The 22588-nt window shown below is 70.2% G+C and carries 22 protein-coding genes; 15 read left to right on the top strand and 7 right to left on the bottom strand.

Features of this window, described 5'->3' with window-relative positions; all coding sequences use genetic code 11:
• Nucleotides 1-32 precede the first annotated feature (32 nt).
• Nucleotides 33-1103 carry a cell division protein ZapE gene (gene zapE, locus DEJ18_RS06880; RefSeq protein WP_258376894.1) on the bottom strand — a complete coding sequence of 357 codons (1071 nt, stop codon included), beginning with the start codon at nucleotides 1101-1103 and terminating at the stop codon, nucleotides 33-35.
• Between the two features lie 135 nt (nucleotides 1104-1238).
• Between zapE and DEJ18_RS06875 the strand changes: the two genes are divergently transcribed.
• Entirely contained in the window at nucleotides 1239-2150 is a 912-nt protein-coding gene (locus tag DEJ18_RS06875) for a sulfurtransferase (RefSeq protein ID WP_111210204.1), read from the top strand.
• Entirely contained in the window at nucleotides 2147-2599 is a 453-nt protein-coding gene (locus tag DEJ18_RS06870; protein ID WP_111210205.1) for a SufE family protein, read from the top strand. The genes DEJ18_RS06875 and DEJ18_RS06870 overlap by 4 nt, the downstream gene beginning before the upstream one ends.
• A gap of 203 nt (nucleotides 2600-2802) precedes the next feature.
• On the opposite strand, the gene DEJ18_RS06865 is transcribed toward DEJ18_RS06870, so the two are convergent.
• Nucleotides 2803-2943 (bottom strand): hypothetical protein, encoded by a 141-nt coding sequence (locus DEJ18_RS06865; RefSeq protein ID WP_181434169.1) that lies wholly within the window; start codon nucleotides 2941-2943, stop codon nucleotides 2803-2805.
• A 267-nt stretch (nucleotides 2944-3210) separates the two neighbouring features.
• Between DEJ18_RS06865 and DEJ18_RS06860 the strand changes: the two genes are divergently transcribed.
• The 9 genes from DEJ18_RS06860 (at nucleotide 3211) to DEJ18_RS06820 (ending at nucleotide 8773) form a co-directional block, all read left to right on the top strand.
• Nucleotides 3211-3990: a DUF6531 domain-containing protein gene (locus tag DEJ18_RS06860; RefSeq protein WP_146241527.1), complete on the top strand. Its 780-nt coding sequence runs from the start codon at nucleotides 3211-3213 to the stop codon at nucleotides 3988-3990.
• A complete protein-coding gene (locus DEJ18_RS06855; protein ID WP_146241528.1) occupies nucleotides 3987-4343 on the top strand; it encodes a hypothetical protein in 357 nt (118 codons plus the stop codon). Before DEJ18_RS06860 ends, DEJ18_RS06855 begins: the two co-directional genes overlap by 4 nt.
• Before the next feature lie 402 nt (nucleotides 4344-4745).
• Entirely contained in the window at nucleotides 4746-5480 is a 735-nt protein-coding gene (locus DEJ18_RS06850) for a hypothetical protein (protein WP_146241529.1), read from the top strand.
• A complete protein-coding gene (locus tag DEJ18_RS06845) occupies nucleotides 5480-5743 on the top strand; it encodes a hypothetical protein (protein WP_146241530.1) in 264 nt (87 codons plus the stop codon). The genes DEJ18_RS06850 and DEJ18_RS06845 overlap by 1 nt, the downstream gene beginning before the upstream one ends.
• Nucleotides 5744-5980: 237 nt before the next feature.
• A complete protein-coding gene (locus DEJ18_RS06840; RefSeq protein WP_146241531.1) occupies nucleotides 5981-6760 on the top strand; it encodes a hypothetical protein in 780 nt (259 codons plus the stop codon).
• Nucleotides 6757-7167, top strand: coding sequence for a DUF6188 family protein (locus DEJ18_RS06835; RefSeq protein ID WP_111210211.1), 411 nt, complete (start codon nucleotides 6757-6759; stop codon nucleotides 7165-7167). The genes DEJ18_RS06840 and DEJ18_RS06835 overlap by 4 nt, the downstream gene beginning before the upstream one ends.
• The gene (locus DEJ18_RS06830; RefSeq protein ID WP_111210212.1) at nucleotides 7164-7538 is read left to right on the top strand and encodes a hypothetical protein; all 375 of its coding nucleotides are present in this window, start codon (nucleotides 7164-7166) and stop codon (nucleotides 7536-7538) included. The genes DEJ18_RS06835 and DEJ18_RS06830 overlap by 4 nt, the downstream gene beginning before the upstream one ends.
• Nucleotides 7535-7930, top strand: coding sequence for a DUF6188 family protein (locus DEJ18_RS06825; protein ID WP_111210213.1), 396 nt, complete (start codon nucleotides 7535-7537; stop codon nucleotides 7928-7930). Before DEJ18_RS06830 ends, DEJ18_RS06825 begins: the two co-directional genes overlap by 4 nt.
• 48 nt (nucleotides 7931-7978) lie before the next feature.
• On the top strand, nucleotides 7979-8773 hold the full coding sequence (locus DEJ18_RS06820) for a hypothetical protein (protein ID WP_111210214.1): 795 nt from the start codon (nucleotides 7979-7981) through the stop codon (nucleotides 8771-8773).
• Between the two features lie 125 nt (nucleotides 8774-8898).
• Here the strand turns inward: DEJ18_RS06820 and DEJ18_RS06815 are convergent, their stop codons facing one another.
• A complete protein-coding gene (locus tag DEJ18_RS06815; protein ID WP_146241532.1) occupies nucleotides 8899-10143 on the bottom strand; it encodes an alpha/beta hydrolase family protein in 1245 nt (414 codons plus the stop codon).
• A gap of 98 nt (nucleotides 10144-10241) precedes the next feature.
• Here DEJ18_RS06815 and DEJ18_RS06810 point away from each other — a divergent pair, with 98 nt between their 5' ends.
• The 4 genes from DEJ18_RS06810 to DEJ18_RS06795 all read left to right on the top strand — a co-directional run bounded on the left by DEJ18_RS06810 (nucleotide 10242) and on the right by DEJ18_RS06795 (nucleotide 15668).
• The gene (locus DEJ18_RS06810; RefSeq protein ID WP_111210216.1) at nucleotides 10242-10838 is read left to right on the top strand and encodes a DUF3000 domain-containing protein; all 597 of its coding nucleotides are present in this window, start codon (nucleotides 10242-10244) and stop codon (nucleotides 10836-10838) included.
• Entirely contained in the window at nucleotides 10831-12189 is a 1359-nt protein-coding gene (locus tag DEJ18_RS06805; RefSeq protein WP_111210217.1) for an HRDC domain-containing protein, read from the top strand. Before DEJ18_RS06810 ends, DEJ18_RS06805 begins: the two co-directional genes overlap by 8 nt.
• A gap of 126 nt (nucleotides 12190-12315) precedes the next feature.
• Nucleotides 12316-13527 (top strand): thiolase family protein, encoded by a 1212-nt coding sequence (locus tag DEJ18_RS06800; RefSeq protein ID WP_111210218.1) that lies wholly within the window; start codon nucleotides 12316-12318, stop codon nucleotides 13525-13527.
• Nucleotides 13528-13529: 2 nt separating this feature from the next.
• The gene (locus DEJ18_RS06795) at nucleotides 13530-15668 is read left to right on the top strand and encodes a 3-hydroxyacyl-CoA dehydrogenase NAD-binding domain-containing protein (protein ID WP_111210219.1); all 2139 of its coding nucleotides are present in this window, start codon (nucleotides 13530-13532) and stop codon (nucleotides 15666-15668) included.
• A gap of 154 nt (nucleotides 15669-15822) precedes the next feature.
• Here the strand turns inward: DEJ18_RS06795 and dxs are convergent, their stop codons facing one another.
• The 4 genes from dxs to DEJ18_RS06775 form a co-directional block, all read right to left on the bottom strand.
• A complete protein-coding gene (dxs, locus tag DEJ18_RS06790) occupies nucleotides 15823-17757 on the bottom strand; it encodes a 1-deoxy-D-xylulose-5-phosphate synthase (protein ID WP_111210220.1) in 1935 nt (644 codons plus the stop codon).
• A gap of 162 nt (nucleotides 17758-17919) precedes the next feature.
• A complete protein-coding gene (locus DEJ18_RS06785; protein WP_111210221.1) occupies nucleotides 17920-20757 on the bottom strand; it encodes an aconitate hydratase in 2838 nt (945 codons plus the stop codon).
• Nucleotides 20758-20886: 129 nt separating this feature from the next.
• The gene (locus DEJ18_RS06780; RefSeq protein ID WP_258376895.1) at nucleotides 20887-21732 is read right to left on the bottom strand and encodes a DUF3159 domain-containing protein; all 846 of its coding nucleotides are present in this window, start codon (nucleotides 21730-21732) and stop codon (nucleotides 20887-20889) included.
• 40 nt (nucleotides 21733-21772) lie between these two features.
• Nucleotides 21773-22492 carry a DUF3710 domain-containing protein gene (locus tag DEJ18_RS06775; protein ID WP_111210222.1) on the bottom strand — a complete coding sequence of 240 codons (720 nt, stop codon included), beginning with the start codon at nucleotides 22490-22492 and terminating at the stop codon, nucleotides 21773-21775.
• Nucleotides 22493-22588: the final 96 nt, after the last annotated feature.

Raw genomic sequence — 22588 nt, 5'->3', positions numbered from 1 at the left:
GTACAGCGCCCAGCGTGCCGGGGCGGGGACGCTCAGGAGGCCCGGGGCGCTTCGTCCGCGCGGGTCAGCGCGACGACGCGGCTGGCGGCCCGCAGGTACTTCTTGCGGTACCCGCCCTCGAGCATCACGTCGGGGTACACCGTGTCGAGCGGGATGCCCGAGGCGACGATCCGGACCTGCGCGTCGTAGAGCCGGTCGACGAGCGCCACCCAGCGCAGGGCGTCGGTCTGGTCGGTGAACGCCTGCACGTCGGTGAGCCCGACCGCGTCGAGCCCGTCCACGAGCGCGACGTACTTCGACGGGTGCACCGCCGCCAGGTGGGCGACGACGGACCGGAAGTCGTCCTGCGTGACGCGGGCTGCGCCTCCCGTCCCGGACGCCGTCGTCGAGGACAGGGCCGCCAGCGCGGCCGGGACGTCGTCGACGACCGACGCCGATTCGTCGACGGCACGGCGGCGGAAGTCGAGGCCGTCGATGCGCATCGTGTCGAACCGGTCGGACATCGCCTGGATCTCGCGGAGGAAGTCCTGCGCGGCGAACCGGCCCTCGCCGAGCGCCCCGGGCGGGGTGTTCGACGTCGCGGCGAAGCGGGTGCCGGTCTCGGTGAGTTCCTTGATGAGCCGGGTCATCACCATCGTGTCGCCCGGGTCGTCGAGCTCGAACTCGTCGATGCAGACGAGTGACGTCCCGCGGAGCAGGTCGACCGTGCCCTGGAACCCGAGCGCGCCGACGAGCGCCGTGTACTCGATGAACGTGCCGAACGTCTTCCGCCCGGTGGCCGCGTGGTACGCCGCGGCGAGCAGGTGCGTCTTCCCGACGCCGAACCCGCCGTCCAGGTACACCCCGGACTTCGCGGGCACCTCGGGCTCCTTGCGCTTCCGACCGAACAGCCCCCGCTTGGCCGGCTCGGGGGCCGTGGTCACGAACGACTCGACCGCGTCCCGCACCTCGGCCTGCGAGGCGTACTCGGGGTCGGGCCGGTACGAGGCGAACGACGCCTGGGCGAACTGCGGCGGCGGCACGAGTGCGGCGGCCATCTGCTGCGGGGTGACCTGCGGGTCGCGGTCGACGAGGTGTTCCGGCGCGGGGCGCGGTTCTGGCACGGTGCGGGACCTTCCGGTGGCCTGTCGTCTGGTGTCACGTCACGGCTGCGACACGGAGCTTCCGCGTACCGTTGGCGGTGACGCGCAGGGACCGATCCTAGTCCGCGCGCCATCGATCCCCAGGAGGTACCCCCGATGACCGCACCGGTCGACCCGTCCGAGAAGTTCCGCTCCTACGCGCACCCCGAACGCCTGGTGTCCACCGAGTGGCTGCAGGAGCAACTCGACGCCGGCGTGGGGTCGCCGGAGCTCGTCGTGGTCGAGTCCGACGAGGACGTCCTGCTCTACGAGACCGGGCACATCCCGGGTTCGGTGAAGATCGACTGGCACACCGACCTCAACGACCCGGTGCAGCGCGACTACATCGACGGCGAGGCCTTCGCCCGACTCGTCGGCGGCAAGGGCATCGGCCGTGACACCACCGTCGTCATCCACGGCGACAAGGACAACTGGTGGGCCGCGTACGCCCTCTGGGTGTTCACGCTCTTCGGGCACGAGGACGTCCGGCTGCTCGACGGCGGCCGGGCGAAGTGGATCGCCGAGGGCCGTGCGATGACCACCGACCGGACGTCGGTCGACGCGGTGGAGTACCCCGTCGTCGAGCGCGACGACGCCACCGTCCGCGCCTTCAAGGAGGACGTGCTCGCACACCTGGGCAAGCCGCTCATCGACGTCCGGAGCGCCCCCGAGTACTCCGGCGACCGCACCACCGCGCCGGACTACCCAGAGGAGGGTGCGCTCCGCGCCGGTCACATCCCGACCGCCGTCAACATCCCCTGGAAGTCCGCCGCCGCGGCCGACGGCACGTTCAAGTCGCGCGCGGAGCTCGACACCGTGTACCGCGAGGGCGCCGGCATCGGCGACGCGGACGAGGTCATCGCCTACTGCCGCATCGGGGAGCGGTCGAGCCACACGTGGTTCGTCCTGCAGCACCTGCTCGGGGTCGAGGACGTGAAGAACTACGACGGCTCCTGGACCGAGTGGGGCAGCGCGGTGCGCGTCCCGATCGTCACCGGCACCGAACCGGGTACCGTTCCCTCCCGATGAACGACGTACTCCCTCAGCCCCTCGCCGAGATCCGCGACGACTTCCTCGAGCTGTCCCAGCAGGACCGCCTGCAGCTGCTCCTCGAGTTCTCCGACGAACTCCCCGCGCTGCCCGAGCGCCTGCAGGGGCACGAGGACGAGCTCGAGCGCGTCGAGGAGTGCCAGTCCCCCGTGTTCATCACCGTCACGGTGGGTGCCGACGGCGACGCCCCGGACGTGGTGCGGATGCACGCGACGGCGCCGCGTGAGGCACCGACCACCCGCGGCTTCGCGTCGATCCTGACCCAGGGGCTCTCCGGGTTGACCGTCGAGCAGGTGCTCGCCGTCCCGGCCGACTACCCGCTGACGCTCGGGCTGAACGAGGCGGTCAGCCCGCTGCGGATCCGCGGCATGGTCGGGATGCTCGGGCGGGTGCAGCGGCAGGTGCGGGCGGCGGTCGCGTCCGCCTGATCCGGGTCGCGTGATCGCGACCTGCCGACGGACGGGAGGCACCGTGCCAGCTGGCACCGTGCCTCCCGTCCGTCGTCTTCTCGCCATGTGAACACAACATCCCGGTGGAACGACCGGTGCACGTGGCAGGATGGGCCCGTCAACCGACGAGGGGAACGGGACGACATGGGGAAGATCCACGGCAACGACCCGACGGGGTACTCCTACGGAGACGCCGACGGACTGAAGTCCGCTGCGACGGGGCTCGCGAGCGCGATCAGCGGCCAATCGGGGTCACGGGCGTCGTACGTCACGACCGCGAGCCGGGAGTTCCGGGGGTACTTCTCCCAGGTCTTCGCGGACAACGCGGACGTCGCCTCCCGGGGGGGGCGTCCGAGCTCGTCGGTGCCCTGCAGAGCCTGTCCGGCTTCGTCGAGCAGCTGCGTGAGGCCGCGAAGCAGGAGGACGACCGGCGGGCGAAGGCGAAGGCATGGGCGGCGCGCAAGAAGGAGCGCGAGGACAACCTCTTCGTCGCCGCGACCCACGAGGTCGGCACCTGGTTCGGCGCCGACGACGACCCGAAGCCACCGGAGCCGGAGCCCGAGCCGCACCGCCAGGCCGACGCCGTGACCGTGAGCGGCCGGACCATCCCGGCCGGTGGGGGCGGCGGAGGCGGCGGCACGTCGTCGGCGGTGCCCGCAGACCTCCGGTCATTCCAGTCCGGTGTCCGGTCGTGCGACGAGTCACTCGCTGGTGCGGTCTCGACCTTCCGCAACGCCCTGACCGACTACGAGTCCGGCTGCAACCCGTGCTGGGGCACGCTGAACGCGCAGTCGCTCGTGACCGCCGTGAACGACTGGCTGACCGCGAACGGTCAGGACGCGGCCTGGGCAGGGACCGTCGCGGCGCAGTTCGAGGCCGCAGGCGGTGGCACCGGACCCGCCACACTGTCGGACGCCTCGATCTCCGCGGCCCTGGCCGCGGCCGGCATCGACGCCACTCGCGACGACCTCACCATCGCCCCGTTCTCGGCGATGGGCACCCCGCCGACGAACGGCTTCGCCGACGATCCGGTGAACACCGCGACGGGCAACTTCCTCGAGCCGGAGACCGACCTGCGCTTCGGTGGGGCCGCGGCAGCGCTGCACTTCTCGCGGATGTACAACTCGCTCGACACCCGGGTCGGGTGGTTCGGCATCGGCTGGTCGTCGGTGCTCGACGTCCGGTTGGAGCTCGGCGACGAGGTCGCGTCGATCGTGCTCGAGGACGGACGCCAGGTCGACTTCCCCCGGGACGGCGACGGCTGGGGACGCGGGGTCGGCGAGGACCTCTGGCTCCGCCGTGAGGACGCCGTGCTCGTCGTCGCCGACAACGCCGGATTCCCTACCAACACATCGAAAAACTCACGATGAACGACCTTGGCAATTACCGAGATCAGGCACTCCGCATCATTAGCGAACTCGAGGATCGGCTCGGAATTCAAGCGCTGGAAGATGCGCGCGATCTCGTTGAATGCGACGAAGCCCCTCTCGGTCTGAGCATCGCAGCAGGGATCATCGCGGAGCGCAACCTTACTGTTCCCATGTGGATCGTCGAGGACATCAAACGTCTCTTGCAAGCGTGGCCAGAGGAACTGGCTGAGCTTCCCGAACATTTCGAGACGCATGGCTCTGTTCTCCTCCGCGGCGATGTGCCACCCGAGGGCCGAGCACCTGATCGAGGGTTCCGTTCAAATTTGTCGCGATCAGCGGGGCCGCGAAGGTAGGGGAATTTGCTGCTGCGTTGACTCACGTCTGTGGTCGCCGCCCCTCCTGGACACCGGGGTCTTGAACTGATGCCTGCTGAGAACCTTGCTCGGCAATGAGTCGATCTCGGACGGCGTGAGCCGGCTCATCCTGGACAGCTCGCTGGAAGGCGTGCGGATTTCTGAATCAGAGTATCCACACACCGAACTTGGATGGCAGGTGAGCAGCACGGGGACGGAGTATCCCCAGGCCCGCGAGTGGGACGGCGACGGAGATATGGTTCGGGACCTTGACTTCACCGATCACAATCGACCGAAACTCCATCCAAACCCTCACTACCATCTGTGGGAGCCTAATGAAACGGTCGGATCACGAAAACGGAGCAGGATTGCCCTTCCACTTTTCTAGCCGCAAGGTACCGGATGCTGCGCCTTTTCACTCTTGACTTGATCCAAAATGAAGACGTGGATGTCGAACTCGACGACATTCTGGAGTCTCTGTACCTGCCCGAGCTTCACTGGACAGCAGAGGACATCTTCGTCAACGTCTCCCCTGGTTCCGGATTGGAGATTCGCGAACTCGAACAAGTGTCCGGCACGCCGGGTCTTCCGAACCCGGTGCTCGACCACGCCACGTTCACTCGTCTCGTCGCAGCCACGGTGCAGTTCATCCAGGGCGAGTTCATCGGCTTCGAGGAAGCAGATGTGGGTCAGCTCGACAAAGCCGTCATCGTCATCGATGTGGTGGACGGAGCATGGTGGACGGTGATCCTCGACCTGGATCGAGTCGGAGTGCAAGACCGTTTTACTTCGATCTTCGGGGAAGGAACACCGGCGACGGCCATGTCCCGCCGGCCACACGACGCCCGAAGGAAGGCCCGTGGTCGTCTTCGACTGGATCGAGAACACCCCAGCGCGGTGGTGAGACGAGGGCAGCGCTTTCCCCGGACGGCAACCGAGGCGGACTTGACGAGTACATCATCTGAACGGCATCAAGAAGGGCGCGATCCAGCTCGATCGCGTCAGCGGCATCAACCCGGAGTTCTGACATGCAAGAAGTCTTCTTTCTCTCGTCCATGGACAGCAAGCGGTTCTCGTCTGTCTTCCGGTGCGAAGTGGAACGACCGATCGAGCTCCCGAACGGTCACCATGCACTGATGGTCAGCTGCGATCCGCCGCTGAACGGACAGGAACTCGGCCACCCACTCGGCATCGGAGAGCTGTTGCTCTGGAGTCGCTTCGAAGACGAAGACCTCTGGACCTTCCCCGCCTTCCCGCACTTCGTGCAGATCTGTCTCCCTGACGTCGATCTGCCTGTCCATGCCATGCCTCCGAGCATCGCATGGGGCGAGATCTACAAGACCGAGGCCGACGCGCACGCCCACGAGATGAACGCTCGCCCGCGCTCCTCGACGAAGTGATCGAGTTGTCTGGCAAGCTCCCGCAGACTCGCGAACCGCTCTACGAGGCAGTAAGGAGCGATCCGTGCGAGTGAGTGAGTGAGTGAGTGAGTGAGTGAGTGAGTGAAGATCATGTCGTTCCGCAGGAGATCAGGCCGCCCGGCCACCCGGCGGTCGGAGCCGGAATTCGTCACCTACCACTGTCTGATCGGCTCGCAACCGATGGGCGTTCTGACGTTCCGCAACATCGTCAACGGGATGACCATCCCTCCGCTGCGCTGGCTCGTCACCGACCTGAACATGGTGGTGCTGCCGGACTCGGACATCAACGTCCTCGAGTGGGAGCAGAAGGTTCGCGACAGCAGCGGCGCCGGACTGTGGATCACCGACGACGACATGCGGCGCTTCGTCCGGTACAACCACCAGATGATCGATGGCGAGTTCTTCGGCTCTCCGATCGACAGCACCGCCGATGACGCGTCGCAGGCCATGGTCCGCATCGACTTCTTCGACAGCACGACGGTCACCGTCACCCTGGATCGTTCGGTGATCGGGACCTCCTGGGAGTTCGACCTGTTCCTCGGACCCGGCGTTCCCGCGTCCGGCATCGGGAGCCGCGACGAGGAGATCGCGGACGAGCAGCGCCGCGCACAGGAGGCACGGGACGGTCAGCAGATCCGCGCGCTCGTCCGCGCGTGCCTCCAGAACGCTCGGATCGACGAGGCGCCGGCGCTCCTCACTCAGCTCGACGCAGTGGTCGACGTCACGCCGTCCGGGCCGCGCGCGTGGTCGCTCGCGCTCGAACGCGACGACGCGCCCCGCGTCGACCTCCCCGACGGACCACTGCCGCAAGCCGCCAGGTACCAGACCGACGCCGAGGCAGCCGGGGGCGAGTTGCTCATCTGGGTGCACGACGGCAGGATGCAGATGGTCGAGCTCCCGTGGTGCACCGACGCGATGCCGACCGAACTGCCGCGTCTCGATCAGCTCGTCTTCCCCGCAGAGCGAGACGCCGGCGACGGCGAGAGGACACCGTGACGAACACCACGTCGGTTCCCATCCAGCTGCACCTCGCTGGCGACACGGTGGACGCCGTCACGGTCGACAACGCCGTCACCGTCAGCTTCTCGAGCGGGGCGACCCTCCGGTTCGAGACCGCCTTCTCGCTGACCGAGACCGACGGCACGCACACCTTCATGGAACCGGGCGACCCGCCCTCGCTCCTGCCGCTCCTCGCGCTGCACACGAAGGTGGTGGAACGCGGCACGGTCACCGTCGCCCGCATCGCCATCCGCTTCGCATCGGGTGAGCTCCTGGAGGGGTGGTCCCACCGCGACCGGCCCTCGTGGCACTGGTCCGAACCAGGACGAGCGCGCCTGGACATCGACGTCCTGACCGGCGGCGAGGTCGTCTCCCGCACGCTGCCGGGAGGGATGCCGTCATGACGGACGTCGTGTCGGTCGACGTCCTGCGCCGACGCATCCCGAGATCCGACCCACTCGTCCCAACCCGGGTGCACGAGGTGTTGTCCGGTATCGCCGACGACGCCGAGGTCCTCACCTACGACGTGCCGGCACGCTCCTTCGCCGACGTCGTCCGGAGGGGCTACGCGCAGGACGAACCCAACCTGCTGCCACTGGTCGAACCACTCGAGCCGCTCGGGGACGCGCTCGTCCTCGTGTGCCAGGTCGAGTCCGGGCCGGAGATCATCACCGTCCTCCTCCGTGCTGCCGACCGGGGGTTCCTCTCCGCGACGGCGTACGACCGTTCGGTGATCACCAGATCGCCCATCCGACCGACGGAGGAGGCACCATGACCGACGATCCCGTTCTCGAGTTCGCCGCCGCCCGCGTGGACGTCCTGACCGTCACCTTCCAGACCACCATCGGGTTCTCGAACGGCACGACGATGCAGTTCGAGGCCGAGTTCGCGATCACCGGTTCGGACGGGGAACGCCGGCTCGTGGACCCGACGACCCCATCGTCGCTCGCACCCGTCCTGGCCCTGCACGGCGACACGGTCACGAACGCGACACTCGACGGCGCCGACCTCCGGCTCCACTTCGCATCCGGGACCGTCCTCGAGGCCTGGCCCGACGAGGCGTACGAGTCCTGGCACCACCACGGCGGCGGACCGGAGCGCCGGATGATCACCGCCATGCCCGGCGGTGGCCTGGCGGTCTTCGGCCCACCAGCAACGTCAGACTGACCAGTCGTGCCACGATGAGGGTGTCATCGGACGAGGGGGACGGACGACGTGTTCGGCAAGCGCAAGAAGGACCAGCCATCGGGCTCCGAGTTCCACCAGGCTGACAGCGGGCAGCAGCTCTTCGCGCAGCTCCTGGCCGAGACCAGGGCTGACCCCGAGAAGGTCTTCACCATCGACATCGTCGGCCGCGGCACACCCGGCCGTGACCTCGACGAACAGGTCGAACGACTTCGACGCTCCGGTGCGGCGGCGTTGCATCCGCCCGCAACGGAATCAGCGGCAGACCGCTCGTCCGCCCGCGCCGAGACGCCCGCCGACGAGCTGGTCCCACTCAGCCGCCAACCGTTCACCGCCGAGCCCGGTGACGTCTTCTTCATCCCGGACGGCGGCGGCCGCGTGCTGCTCGGGCACGTCCTCGCGACGCTGCACGACGCCGTCTACGTCGCGGTCTTCCAGCGCCCCGAGGACCTGCCGCGCCCCGCCGACCCGCTCGTCGTGCTCGCCACGCAGCCGGTGGTGGCCGGGCTGACCCTGCCGGCGCGGTTCCAGCCGGGCATGTGGGAGGTCGTCGGCAACGTCGCCCCGGACACCGACCGCCTGTTGCCCGCGTACACCTGGGGCACGGACCTCGACGGCGTGTACGTCACCGACTTCAGCGGGTCGCGCTCCCGACCCGCCACCGAGATCGAGGCGACGACGATCCCCCGCCGCGTCGTCGTGTCGCCGTACTTCATCGACATCGCCGTCCGCGCCGTGGTGGGCCTCGTCGACTGGCACCCGGACTTCGAGCACCTCCGCTACCGCTCCACCCCGCGGTCGGTCGACCTCTTCCCCGCGCGCTGAGCCGGGCAGGCGCTGCAGCGGGCAACCGATGAAGCCGGACGCGTCGCCACGGAGGGCGGGTGGTGACCACCCGTCGGACGGGAGGCGCGTCACGGCTGGTCCCCGCGCCTCCCGTCCGATGTCGGTCACCGCACGTCGGCCGCCGGCCGCGACGCCACCACCTCGGTCAGCCACGCCAGGATCCGCGCGTCGAACCAGTCCGCGTCGTGGTTCCAGAGCTTCGTGTGCCGGGCGACGTGCGCGACCTCGAGCTGCACCAGGTCGGGCCGTGCTGCAGCGAGGTCGTGTGCCGCCGACGAGGGGACGAACCCGTCGTCGTCGCTGTGCAGCAGCAGGATCGGGACGTGGAGTTCGTCGGCGCGGGCGACCATGTCGAGTTCGCGGAGGTCGATCGGCTGATCGAGCCCGGCGATCCGGTGCACGACCGGCGTGCGGAGGACCCACTGCGCCACCTTGCGGACCGGCCGGGGCAGCCGGAGCGCGCGGCTCTGCGACTTGAGGACGGCGTTCCAGTCGACGACGGCCGAGTCCAGGACGATGCCGGAGACCAGGTGCGCGAGCCCCGAGCGCACCAGCGTCTGCAGGACCACGGCTCCGCCCATCGACCAGCCCATGAGGACGACGCTTGCGGCGCCCTGCTGCGCGACCCAGTCGAGCGCGGCGTCGACGTCCTCCCACTCGGTCGAGCCGAGACCGTAGCGGCCGTCCGCACTCGGGGGCGCGACGCCGTCGTTCCGCCACGACACCAGCAGCACGGAGTACCCGGCCGCGCGGAACACCGGGACGGCACGGATCGTCTCGGCGCGGGTGACGCCGCGACCGTGCACGAGGACTGCCCAGGGCGCCCCCGGGTCCTCGGCACGGACGACCCAGGCGGGCGCCGGGCCGTTCGGGGTCAGCACGTCGACGTCCTCGACCGGGACGCCGAGCTCCCCCGGGGTCAGGTAGAACCAGCCGCCCCATCGTCCGCGCCGTGCAAGGGTCGGGTCGCCGGCGTCCACCGCGATGATCCGACGGGTGACGGCGGTGTCGGTGACGGCGAGCACCTCGCCGACACGCATGTGCCCGGTCGCTCCGCCGAACCACAGGCTGTACCGGCCCTGCAGCTCGGTGTCGGGACTCCGGCCCAGGGTGACGGTGCGGGCCTCCAGGTCGACCGCGATGATCGGGACCCGCTCGGTGCGCTTGCGGTCCGGGGTGACGACGGCGCGAGCCACGGCCGCCACCGAGCCACCGATGACGGCGACGCCGAAGGCGGCGGCGGTGAGGCCGGCTCCGAGCGCGAAGAAGCCGGCGGAGCGCGCCGTGCGTTCAACCCGCCCCGGCCGCGACCGACGTGCGGGACGGACGGCGGCGGAAGGGCGGGGCATGCGGGCCTCCAGGAAGAGGACGACTGCGGGCAGCACGACTGCGCGGCGGACGGCGTGCCGCCCGCACCGGTGCTCGATCCGGAGCCTAGTCTGCATCCGTGCCCGAATCCCGAGTCCCCGACGCCGAACCGGAGGCGTTCGCGCGTCTCCGCGCGTTCGTGTCGAGTGGCAGGACCCGCACCGAGACCACGGTCGCCGAGATCCCCTCGCCGAGCCGCATCGCACCCTTCTCGCTCGCCCTCGCGGCGGACGTGTCGGGTGCCGTGCACGGGGTGGACTCGGACCTCGGCACCGGACGCTTCATCGCCCTGCACGATCCGGCCGAACCCGAGGGCTGGGGCGGTGCGTACCGCATCGTCACCTTCGCGCAGGCGCCGCTGGAACCGGAGATCGGTGTCGACGAGTTCGTCGCCGACGTGACGTGGAGCTGGCTCGTCGACGCCCTCGGAGCGCACGGTGCCCGGTACGCGAACGCCTCGGGTACCGCGACGAAGATCATCTCGCGCGGCTACGGCGAGCTCGCGGCGCAGGGCGACGGTGCGCAACTGGAACTCCGGGCGTCGTGGACGCCCCTCGACGACGACCTGACGCCGCACGTGCAGGCGTGGGAGGAGATCGTGGCGATGCTCGCCGGACTCCCCCCGGCCTCGGACGGTGTCTCACTCCTGGCCCCTCGGAGGCTCGCCCGTGACTGACGCCGATCCCGCCTACGAGGACACGCACGACGCCGTCCACGTCATCGAGGACCGCGAGGAGTACCTCGACGCCGTCGCACGACTCGCCGCCGGGCACGGCCCGGTCGCCGTCGATGCCGAGCGCGCCAGCGGCTACCGCTACTCGCAGCGGGCCTACCTCATCCAGGTGTTCCGCCGCGGCTCCGGCTCGTTCCTGTTCGATCCGATCGCGATCGGTGACTTCAGCGACCTGCAGGCGGCCATCGTCGACGAGGAGTGGGTCTTCCACGCCGCGTCGCAGGACCTGCCGTGCCTCCGCGAGGTCGGACTGGTCCCGACGAGGATCTTCGACACCGAGCTCGGGGCCCGGATCGCCGGCTTCCCGCGCGTGGGGCTCGGCGCGGTCGTCGAGCAGCTGCTCGGCATCACGCTCGCGAAGGCGCACTCCGCCGCGGACTGGTCGACCCGTCCGCTGCCCCAGGCCTGGCTCGTCTACGCCGCCCTCGACGTCGAACTGCTCCCCGATCTGCGTGACTCCCTCGCCGAGGTCCTGGAGGCCGCCGGCAAGACCCGGATCGCCGAGGAGGAGTTCGCCGCCGTCCTCGCCCGCGCCCCGAAGCCCCCGCGCGCCGAGCCCTGGCGTCGCCTGTCGGGCATGAACGCGCTCCGCGGTGCCCGGGCCCTCGCGATCGCCCGGTCGCTGTGGCTCGCACGTGACGCGTACGCGCAGGAGACCGACATCGCGCCGGGACGGACCATCCCCGACTCCGCGATCATCGCCGCCGCCGCTGCCGCTCCGACCTCGCGCGCCGAGCTCGGCGCGCTGAAGACCTTCACCGGTCGGGCCAGCCGCTCGGAGCTCGACCGCTGGTGGGCCGCCGTCGAGGAGGGCCGGACCACCGAGGACCTGCCGCGCCTGCGTGGCGGCGGCGAACCGAGCCTCCCGCCGCCGCGCGCATGGGCGGACCGCAACCCGGACGCGGACCGTCGGTACCGTGCCGCCCGCGCGGCCGTCACCGCCCGCGCCGCGGAACTGGACCTGCCCGTCGAGAACCTGCTCACGCCGGAGACGCTCCGTCTGGTGTCCTGGAACCCGCCGAAGTCCGTCGCGACGGAGACCGTCGGCGCCGCCCTGGCGTCGCACGACGCCCGGCCGTGGCAGGTCGAGGAGACCGCCTCGGTCATCGCGCACGCGTTCGAGGTCGCCGCGGACCGGTCCGTCGCGGACCCGGCGGCCGCGGTCACGGCGACCACGGCCTCCCGGCCGGACGACGACACGGACGGCGCAGCACCCGACGCAGCCGAGCAGGGTGACGCCGCTCTTGTCGCAGACGGACAGCCCGACGCAGCCACCGGGACGACCGGCTCGTAGGAACCGCCCAACCGACGTGCCGCCGCTCAGCCGGGGGTACTAGCGTCGGAGCGTCGCCGGGCGAGGCCCGGCCAGGTCGGGGCGACAGGACCCCCGACCCGATCGTTGTGGATCTGGAGGCTCGCATTGCCGAAGACATCAGACGTCGTGTTCGTGGACGGTGTCCGCACACCGTTCGGCCGCGCCGGTGAGAAGGGCGTCTTCTGGCGCACCCGTGCCGACGACCTCGCGGTGCACGCGATGCGCGGCCTGCTCGACCGGAACAACTCGCTGGACGGTGCCGCCGTCGACGACGTCGCGGTCGCCGCGACCACGCAGCAGGGCGACCAGGGGCTGACCCTCGGCCGCACCGTCGGGATGCTCGCCGGCCTGCCGAAGTCCGTCCCCGGTTACGCCATCGACCGGATGTGTGCCGGCGCGATGACGAGCGTCACGACCCTCGCCGGCGCGATCGCCTTCGGTGCCGCCGACGTCGCCATCGCCGGTGGCGTCGAGCACATGGGTCGCCACCCGATGGGCTTCAACGCCGACCCGAACCCCCGCTTCGTCGCGGAGCGCATGGTCGCGCCGGACGCGCTCGTGATGGGCAACACCGCCGAGCGCCTGCACGACCGCTTCCCGGCGATCACGAAGGACCGCACCGACGCCTTCGCCGTGCAGTCCCAGCAGCGCTACGCCGCCGCCTGGGGCGCCGGCAAGCTACAGCCCGACGTCATCCCGGTCGAGGTCAACACCGGCCAGGGCTGGGACATCGTCACGAAGGACGAGCCGCCGCGCCCCGGCACCACCCTGGAGGCCCTGGCTGCGTTGAAGACGCCCTTCCGGCCCCACGGACGGGTCACCGCCGGCAACGCCGCGGGCCTCAACGACGGCGCGACGATGAGCCTGCTCGCGTCCGAAGACGGCGCGAAGCAGCACGGTCTGCCGACGAAGATGCGCATGGTCTCCTTCGCCTTCGCGGGCGTGGATCCCGAGGTGATGGGCGTCGGGCCCATCCCCGCGACCGACAAGGCGCTCCGGAAGGCTGGCCTGTCGATCGACGACATCGGCCTGTTCGAGATCAACGAGGCGTTCGCGGTCCAGGTGCTCGCGTTCCTCGACAACTACGGCATCGCGCAGGACTCCCCGAACGTGAACGCCTGGGGCGGCGCCATCGCCGTCGGGCACCCCCTCGCCTCGAGCGGCGTCCGCCTGATGACGCAGCTCGCAGCACAGTTCGCCGAGCGCCCGGACGTCAAGTACGGCATCACGACCATGTGCATCGGCCTCGGTCAGGGCGGCACGGTCATCTGGGAGAACCCGAACTACAGCAAGAGCGCGGCACGGAAGGCGGCCTGACCATGACCATCGCACCGACCGACCAGTTGACCGCCCTGAGCGAGGACGAGGTCGTCACCCACTCCTACGTCAAGCACGTCGCGCTGCCCTCCGGCGGCACGCTCGCGCTCATCACGCTCGACAACGGCAAGGACTACAAGCGCCCGTCGACGCTCGGTCCGCGGACCATGCGCGAACTCTCGGACGTGCTCGACGAGCTGCGCGCAGCTGCAGCGGCCGGCACCGTGCAGGCCGTCGCCGTCACCGGCAAGGAGTACTGCTTCGCCGCGGGCGCCGACCTCTCGCAGGCTGCCGCGCTGCCCTCGCGCGAGGTCGCGCACGAGCTCGGCGTCCTCGGGCACGCCACCCTCCGCAAGTTCAGCGAGCTCGGGGTGCCGTCGTTCGCGTTCGTCAACGGCATCGCGCTCGGCGGCGGGCTCGAGGTCGCGCTGCACTGCACGTACCGCGTGTTCTCGTCCGCCGCGCAGGGCATCGGGCTGCCCGAGGTCTTCCTCGGCATCATCCCCGGCTGGGGCGGCGCGACACTGCTCCCCCGGCTCATCGGCCCGGAGAAGGCCCTGCGGGTCATCGTGGAGAACCCGCTGAAGAACAACCGCCTGATGGACGGCAAGGCCGCGGTCGAACTCGGCATCGGCGACGCGCTGATCCCCTCGGTGACGTTCCTGCCGTCCGCGGTCGCCTGGGCCGACGCCGTCGTGACCGGCCGCACCAAGGTCGTGCGGAAGAACGAACCCGGCATGCTCGAGAAGGCCGCATGGGGCACGGTGGTCAAGGTCGCCCGCGGGCAGGTCGCGTCGAAGATCGGCACCGTCCCGAAGTCCCCGTTCCGCGCGCTCGACCTCGTCGCCGAGGCGAAGTCCGGTTCGCTCGACGAGCGGTTCGCGGGTGAGGACGACGCCCTCGCCGACCTCCTCGCCGGAGACCAGTTCGCCGCGTCGATGTACGCGTTCGACCTCGTGCAGAAGCGGGCCAAGCGTCCCGTGGGTGCCCCCGAGGGCGTCGACGCGAAGAAGATCACGAAGGTCGGCGTCCTCGGCGCCGGGCTCATGGCGTCGCAGTTCGCCCTGCTCTTCGCCCGCCGTCTCGGTGTGCCCGTCGTCATCACCGACGTGTCGCAGGAGCGGGTCGACGCGGGGGTGGCGCGGATCGCCGGTGAGGTCGCGAAGCTCCTCGAGAAGGGCCGCATCTCCCCGGACGACGCGAACCGCATCACCGGGCTCGTCTCCGGGTCGGTGTCCTACGACGCGTTCGCCGACGCCGACTGGGTCATCGAAGCCGTCTTCGAGGAGATGGGCGTCAAGCAGGACGTGTTCCGGAAGATCGAGCAGGTCATCGCACCCGATGCGATCCTCGCCACGAACACGTCGTCGCTGTCCGTCGACGAGATGGCCTCGGTCCTGACGAACCCCGAGCGTCTGGTCGGCTTCCACTTCTTCAACCCGGTCGCGGTGATGCCGCTGCTCGAGGTCGTCCGTGGGGCGAAGACGTCCGACGAGGCCGTCGCCACCGCGCTCGCGGTCGCGAAGACCCTGAAGAAGACGGCGATCGTCACGGCCGACCAGCCGGGCTTCGTCGTCAACCGGGTGCTCGCCCGGGTGCTCGGCGAGGCCATGCGCGGCGTCGAGGAGGGCACCTCGTTCGACACCGTCGCCGAGGGCGCCGCTCCCCTGGGCCTGCCGATGTCGCCGTTCGAGCTGCTCGAGCTCGTCGGCCTGCCGGTGGGCGCGCACGTGCTCGACTCGCACCACGCGGCGTGGCCGGAGCGCTTCTACCCGGGCGACGGCCTGAAGCGGATCGCCGAGCACGGCACGATCCTGACCCGCGACAAGAAGGGCAACGCGACCGGGTACGACCCCGCCGCCGTGAAGCTCGTCGCGCCGCCGAAGAAGGACGCGAAGCCCGTCGATGCTGCCGAGATGCAGCGCCGGTTCGAGGACGCCCTGGCCGACGAGGTGCACCGCATGCTCGAGGACAACGTGGTCGAGCACGTCGAGGAGATCGACCTCGGGCTCATCCTCGGCGCGGGCTACCCGTTCCAGGCTGGTGGCATCAGCCCGTACCTCGACCGCAGCGGTGCCTCGGAGCGTGTCTTCGGCGGCACGTTCCACGAGCCGCGGATCGTCGGCCCCGCTTCGCGATAGCGCGGCGCGGCCCGGCGCCCGGCGCCGACCGGCCCCTCACGACAGGAACCGCCCCGGACCACGGGATCCCGTGGTTCGGGGCGGTTCCTGTTGTGCGACGCTGAAGCGCGGTGGGCGCGACGAGGCGGGCACGCCCAACCTGGCCGTCGGGCGCTCAGCGCTCGGCGGACTCCCGCGGGCGAGCCGGCTTCGCCTGGGGCACCTTCGTGCCGACGACCTGGTCGATGACGTCGCGGGCGATCGCCTGTGGCGTCAGTCCCGCGTCGGCGAGGATCTGGCTCCGGCTGGCGTGGTCGATGAACTCGTCCGGCAGACCGAGCTCGTTCACCCCGGTGTCGACCCCGGCAGCGCGGAGGTCCTGGCGCAACCGGGTGCCGACGCCGCCGACACGGACGCCGTCCTCGATCGTGATCACGAGACGGTGGCTGCGGGACAGGTCGATGAGCGACACCGGGATCGGCACGACCCAGCGCGGGTCGACGACGGTCACGCCGATGCCCTGCGCCTCGAGGAGCTTCGCCGTCTCGAGCGCCGTCGGCACCATCGAGCCGACGGCCACGACGAGCACGTCCTGTTCCTGGTCGGCGGCAGGCTCCCGGAGCACGTCCACCCCATCGGAGAGCCGTTCGACGGCCGGGATGTCCGCCCCGACCTGGCCCTTGGACCACCGGAGGACCGTCGGCGCGTCGTCGACGGCCACGGCCTCCCGGAACTCCTCGCGCAGGGTCACGGCGTCGCGCGGCGCGGCGATCCGGATGCCGGGGACGACCTGCAGCAGCGCGAGGTCCCACATGCCGTGGTGCGACGGGCCATCCGGACCCGTGATGCCCGCGCGGTCGAGGACGAACGTGACCCCGGCACGGTGCAGTGCGACGTCCATGAGCACCTGGTCGAACGCGCGGTTGAGGAACGTCGCGTACAGGGCGACGACCGGGTGGAGCCCCCCGTACGCCAGCCCGGCCGCGGTCGTCACGGCGTGCTGTTCCGCGATGCCGACGTCGATCACCCGCTCGGGGTGCGCCTGCTGGAACAGGTGCAGCCCGGTCGGCCGGAGCATCGCCGCCGTGATCGCCACGACGCGGGGGTCCTCGTGCCCGACCTCGGCCAGGGTGGTGGCGAAGACGGACGTCCAGGAGGGCCCTGACGAGACGTCGAGCGACTCGCCCGTCTCCGGGTCGATGTGCCCGACCGCGTGGAACTGGTCCGCCTGGTCGCGGAGGGCCGGCTCGAACCCGTGGCCCTTCTCGGTGATCGCGTGCACGATGACCGGTGAGCCGTAGCCCTTCGCCTGGCGGAGCGCCGACTCCATCGCCTGCTGGTCGTGCCCGTCGACGGGCCCGACGTACTTGATGTCCAGGTTCGAGTAGAGCGCCTCGTTGTTCGTGAACCGCGAGAGGAACCCGTGCAGGCCGCCGCGCAGCCCCCGGTACACCGCGCGTCCTGGTGCGCCGAAGTGGTCCGCTGCCGCACGGCTCTTCTCGTACAGCGTGCGGTACTCGCGGCGCGTCCGGACGGAGCTGAGGAAGCGGGCCATGCCGCCGATGGTCGGTGCGTACGAGCGGCCGTTGTCGTTGACCACGATGACGAGTCGACGGTCGTTCTGGTCCGAGATGTTGTTGAGCGCCTCCCACGTCATGCCACCGGTGAGCGCTCCGTCACCCACGACGGCCACGACCGTGCGGTCGGACTGCCCGGTCTGCTGGAACGCCCGGGAGATGCCGTCCGCCCACGACAGGGACGAGGACGCGTGCGACGACTCGACGATGTCGTGCTCCGACTCGCTCCGCTGCGGGTACCCGGCGATGCCGCCGCGTTCACGCAGGTGCGAGAAGTCCTGGCGCCCGGTGACGAGCTTGTGCACGTAGGACTGGTGCCCGGTGTCGAAGACGAACGGGTCGTGCGGTGATTCGAAGACCCGGTGCATCGCGAGGGTGAGCTCGACGACGCCGAGGTTCGGTCCGAGGTGCCCGCCGGTCTTCGCGACCTCGGCGACCAGGAAGCTGCGGATCTCCGCGGCGAGGTCGGTCATCTGGGCGTCGGAGAGACGCTTCAGGTCGCGCGGCGACGTGATGCTGGCGAGCAGGCTCACGGGCGCTCCTTTCGTGCGGTGTCGGCTCACTCTATGCGCGCGGACTGGAGGCGTGGTGCTGGCCCGCCACGCGCCTCCCGTCCGTCCGCACGACGCAACGAAGGCGGCTCCTCGCAACGGAGTACCGCTGCGGGGAGCCGCCCGTGTTGTGTGTCGCGCGGGTCAGACCAGGGAACGGAGCACGTACTGCAGGATCCCGCCGTTGCGGTAGTAGTCGGCTTCGCCCGGGGTGTCGATGCGGACGACCGCGTCGAACTCGACCGTCTGCTTGCCGGCGGGCGAGTGCTCGCTGGGCTCGGCGGTCACGTGCACGGTCTTCGGCGTGGTTCCCTCGTTGAGTTCGGTGAGGCCCGAGATCGAGATCACCTCGGTGCCGTCGAGCCCGAGGGACTCGATCGACTCCCCCGCCGGGAACTGCAGTGGGACGACGCCCATGCCGATGAGGTTCGACCGGTGGATGCGCTCGAAGCTCTCGGTGATGACCGCCTTCACGCCGAGCAGGCTCGTGCCCTTCGCCGCCCAGTCACGGGACGAGCCCGAGCCGTACTCCTTGCCACCGAGGACGACGAGCGGGATGCCCTGCGCCTGGTAGTGCTCGGACGCGTCGTAGATGAACGACTGCGCGCCGTCGGTCGTCGTGAAGTCGCGGGTGTAGCCGCCCTCCACGCCGTCGAGCAGCTGGTTGCGCAGGCGGATGTTCGCGAACGTGCCGCGGATCATCACCTCGTGGTTGCCGCGACGCGAGCCGTAGGAGTTGAAGTCCTTGCGGTCGACGCCGTGGTCGGCGAGGTACTTGCCGGCGGGGCTGTCGGCCTTGATCGAACCGGCCGGCGAGATGTGGTCGGTCGTGACCGAGTCGCCGAGCTTCGCGAGCACGCGGGCGCCGGAGATGTCCGAGACGGCGTCCGGCTGCATGGTCATGCCCTCGAAGTACGGGGGCTTCCGGACGTAGGTGGACTCGCTGTCCCACTCGAACGTGTCCCCGGTGGGCGTCGGCAGGTTCTTCCACCGGTCGTCGCCCTCGAACACGGAGCCGTACTCGTGCGTGAACATCTCGGTGTCGATCGACGAGTCGATGACCTGCTGGACCTCGGCCGTGTCGGGCCAGATGTCCTTGAGGTACACCGCGTTGCCGTCGGTGTCGGTGCCGAGCGCGTCGGTGTCGAAGTCGAAGTGCATCGAGCCGGCGAGGGCGTACGCGATGACCAGCGGCGGGGACGCCAGGTAGTTCATCTTCACGTCGGGGTTGATGCGGCCCTCGAAGTTGCGGTTGCCGGAGAGCACCGCGGTGACGGCGAGGTCGTTGTCCTGCACGGCCTGCGAGATCTCCTCGGGCAGCGGGCCGGAGTTGCCGATGCAGGTGGTGCAGCCGTAGCCGACCGTGTAGAAGCCGAGGTCCTCGAGGTAGGTCGTGAGACCGGCCTTCTCGTAGTAGTCCGTGACGACCTTCGACCCCGGGGCCAGGGTGGTCTTCACCCACGGCTTGGCCTTGAGGCCCTTCTTCGCCGCGTTGCGGGCGAGGATGCCGGCCGCCATCATCACGGACGGGTTCGACGTGTTCGTGCACGACGTGATGGCGGCGATCGCGACGGCGCCGTGGTCGATGGTGAACGGGTCACCGTCGGCGATGGCGACCGAGGTCGGCTTGGAAACGGTGCCGGGGGCACTGGAGGCGTGGGCGGGGACTTCGGACGCGGGCGCGTCCTGCAGGTCGTCGACGGCGTGCTCGTCGCCCGGGGCCGCGGCCACCGGGTCGGAGGCCGGGAACGTGTCCGCGACGGCCTTGTCCTCTTCGGTGTGGTCGATGCTCGCGTAGTTGGCGAGGTCGACCTCGAACTGGTCCTTCGCCTCGGAAAGGACGATGCGGTCCTGCGGACGCTTCGGGCCGGAGATGGACGGCACGACCGTGGACAGGTCGAGTTCGAGGTACTCGGAGTAGTTCGGCTCGACCGAGGGGTCGTGCCACAGGCCCTGCGTCTTCGAGTAGGCCTCGACCAGGGCGATCTGCGCCTCGTCACGGCCGGTCAGACGCAGGTAGTCGAGTGTGACGTCGTCGACCGGGAAGATCGCCGCCGTCGAGCCGAACTCGGGGCTCATGTTGCCGATGGTGGCGCGGTTGGCGAGCGGCACGGCGCCGACGCCCTCACCGTAGAACTCGACGAACTTGCCGACCACCCCGTGCTTGCGGAGCTGCTCGGTGATGGTGAGCACCACGTCGGTCGCGGTCACGCCGGCGGGGATCTCCCCCGAGAGCTTGAAGCCGACGACCTTCGGGATGAGCATCGACACGGGCTGACCGAGCATGGCCGCCTCGGCCTCGATGCCACCGACGCCCCAACCGAGCACGCCGAGGCCGTTGACCATCGTGGTGTGCGAGTCGGTGCCGACGAGGGTGTCCGGGTAGGCGTAGGTCTCGCCGTCGAAGTCACGCGTGTAGGTCACCTTCGCCAGGTACTCGATGTTCACCTGGTGGACGATGCCGGTGCCCGGCGGGACGACCTTGAAGTCCTCGAACGCCGTCTGGCCCCAGCGGAGGAACTGGTAGCGCTCCCCGTTCCGCTCGTACTCCAGGTCCGTGTTGCGCTGGAGGGCGTCGGTGCTGCCGAAGAGGTCCGCGATGACCGAGTGGTCGATGACCATCTCGGCCGGGGACAGCGGGTTGATCTTGTTCGGGTCGCCACCGATCTCGGCCATCGCCTCGCGCATGGTGGCGAGGTCGACGATGCACGGGACGCCGGTGAAGTCCTGCATGACCACGCGAGCCGGGGAGAACTGGATCTCGGTGTCCGGCTCCGCCTCCGGGCGCCACGAGCCGAGGGCGCGGATCTGCCCTTCGGTGACGTTCGCGCCGTCCTCGGTGCGGAGCAGGTTCTCGAGCAGCACCTTGAGGCTGTAGGGCAGCTTCTCGTGCCCCGGCACCCGGTCGATCCGGTGGATCGCGTAGTCGACACCCCCAACCGAGAGCGTGTCCTTCGATCCGAAGCTGTTGACTGCAGCCACTGTGCCGCCTCCTGAGTTGATCGGTGTGCCCTCATCCTCGCGGGCCGCGGGACGTCCCACCAGCAAGGTGAACCTAAACCCGGGACCGGCGTCGTGCCCGGGAGAAAGTGTCTTGACGTCGAGACAACTCTACACCGGGGCCGGTTCGTCCCGCACGAACACGGAGCGGACGAGGAGCCACGTCACCCAGAGCAGCGCGGCGTACAGCGGCACCCCCGTGATGAGCTTGATGCCGGCGAGCAGCTCGACCTGCGCGGTCAGCCAGAGCGGGATCTCGAAGGCGAGACGGAACGCGAACAGTCCTGCCCACATCCAGGTCGCGACGGTGAGCACCCGACGCTTCGCGGGGTCGTCCCGCCAGTCGTGCCCGTCGTCGTCGCCCGGCACGAGGAGTCCGACGACCAGGCCGATGAGGGGCCGCCGGATCGCCAGCGTGACGAGGATGACCGCCAGGAACACCGCGTTGATGACGATGCCGGGGATGAAGTTGCTCTCCGCTCGCCCCGTGAGCAGCGCGAGCCCGGCCGAGACGGCGACGCCGAAGATGCCCGCGAAGGACATCATGATCGACTGCCGCTGGACCAGGCGGAGCACCACGAAGACGAGCCCGATCGCGACCGGGACGACGACGCTCGGCACGACCTCCTTCGTGACCGCGTAGACGATGAGGAACGCGAAGCCGGGCAGGACCGACTCGGCGAGCCCACGGACCCCGCCGACCGCGGTGAGGAGCGCCTTGCCCGACGGGGCCTCTCCCGGAGCGACCTGTCCGATGCCGGCGTTCCGGACCGCGTCGCGGAGCTGCGCGTTCAGCGACAGGGGCTCGGCGCGTTCCTCGGCGTACGGGTCCCCGGCGGGGACGGCACCGCTGCGCACTGCACCATCGGGGACGGCGTCGCCGCGGACTGCACCGTCCGGGACGGCACTGCCGGGGGCGACCCCGTCGAGATGCGGGCGGTCGTCGTGGTCCGTCACCGGGCCTCCAGGCTGGGTCGTCGGTCGGCGAGCGGCCGGGTCAGATGGCCGACTGCGTCGACTTCGGCATGTGCAGCGGGATGAGGTCCCGCGGCGGCATCGGGGTGGTGCCGCGAACGACGACGACGCTCCGGAAGAGTTCCTCGATGTCGGCGGAGTCGTCGGGCTGGTCGGCCGCCTTGCCGGCGATCACGCCGCGGAGGAACCAGCGCGGACCGTCGACGCCGACGAAGCGGGCCGCGCGGACCCCGTCGGTGACACCGGCGCCACCGACGACCGGCACCTGGGCGCGGAGCTCCGGACCGAAGGGTCCGTCGACCTCCGTGACGACGCCGCCCTGCTGTTCGATCTGCTCGGCGATCTGCGCACGGATCTCGTGCCAGAGGCCGGTCGACCGCGGGGCGGCGAACGGCTGCACCTGCAGCGTGGACTCGTCGAAGTCGAGCCCGACGGCGACGACCCGCTTGGAGTCCTCCTCCACCTCGAGCCGGAGGTGCAGACCCTCGCGCGGCAGGATCTTCACGCCGCCGAGGTCGACGTACGGGCGCACGAGGTTCGCCTCGGTCTCGTCGAGCGGACCGTTCTCGCTCCGGTCGGCCGGAGCGGACTTGTCGGTGGACTCGGTGGCGAGCACCTCGTCCAGTCCGGCGTCGGCGTCGTCGGCGAGTTCGATCTCGGGCGAGGGCCCCGCGACCTCGACCTCGTCCGCCACGACCTCGGCGACCTCGACCTCGTCGCGCTTGCGTCGTCCGATCCTCATGACGGTGTCCCTTCTCGACCCTGTTCGTGCATGTCGACGGGCGTCGCCGCGCCGTCGTGTCCGCTCGTCCCGGTGATCGGGCGGGCATCGCCGACC

Source organism: Curtobacterium sp. MCSS17_015, assembly GCF_003234265.2.
Lineage (GTDB): Bacteria > Actinomycetota > Actinomycetes > Actinomycetales > Microbacteriaceae > Curtobacterium.
Note: the sequence above shows the minus strand (reverse complement) of the source record. Positions and strands in the feature narration are given on the sequence as shown.

Excerpts from the sequence above, each read along its gene's own strand:
- DEJ18_RS06845 (WP_146241530.1), top strand. The coding sequence starts at position 5,480 with ATGGTCAGCTGCGATCCGCCGCTGAACGGACAGGAACTCGGCCACCCA.
- DEJ18_RS06840 (WP_146241531.1), top strand. The coding sequence starts at position 5,981 with ATGACCATCCCTCCGCTGCGCTGGCTCGTCACCGACCTGAACATGGTG.
- DEJ18_RS06875 (WP_111210204.1), top strand. The coding sequence starts at position 1,239 with ATGACCGCACCGGTCGACCCGTCCGAGAAGTTCCGCTCCTACGCGCAC.
- DEJ18_RS06795 (WP_111210219.1), top strand. The coding sequence starts at position 13,530 with ATGACCATCGCACCGACCGACCAGTTGACCGCCCTGAGCGAGGACGAG.
- DEJ18_RS06825 (WP_111210213.1), top strand. The coding sequence starts at position 7,535 with ATGACCGACGATCCCGTTCTCGAGTTCGCCGCCGCCCGCGTGGACGTC.
- DEJ18_RS06815 (WP_146241532.1), bottom strand. The coding sequence starts at position 10,143 with ATGCCCCGCCCTTCCGCCGCCGTCCGTCCCGCACGTCGGTCGCGGCCG.
- DEJ18_RS06855 (WP_146241528.1), top strand. The coding sequence starts at position 3,987 with ATGAACGACCTTGGCAATTACCGAGATCAGGCACTCCGCATCATTAGC.
- DEJ18_RS06830 (WP_111210212.1), top strand. The coding sequence starts at position 7,164 with ATGACGGACGTCGTGTCGGTCGACGTCCTGCGCCGACGCATCCCGAGA.
- DEJ18_RS06870 (WP_111210205.1), top strand. The coding sequence starts at position 2,147 with ATGAACGACGTACTCCCTCAGCCCCTCGCCGAGATCCGCGACGACTTC.
- DEJ18_RS06850 (WP_146241529.1), top strand. The coding sequence starts at position 4,746 with ATGCTGCGCCTTTTCACTCTTGACTTGATCCAAAATGAAGACGTGGAT.
- DEJ18_RS06775 (WP_111210222.1), bottom strand. The coding sequence starts at position 22,492 with ATGAGGATCGGACGACGCAAGCGCGACGAGGTCGAGGTCGCCGAGGTC.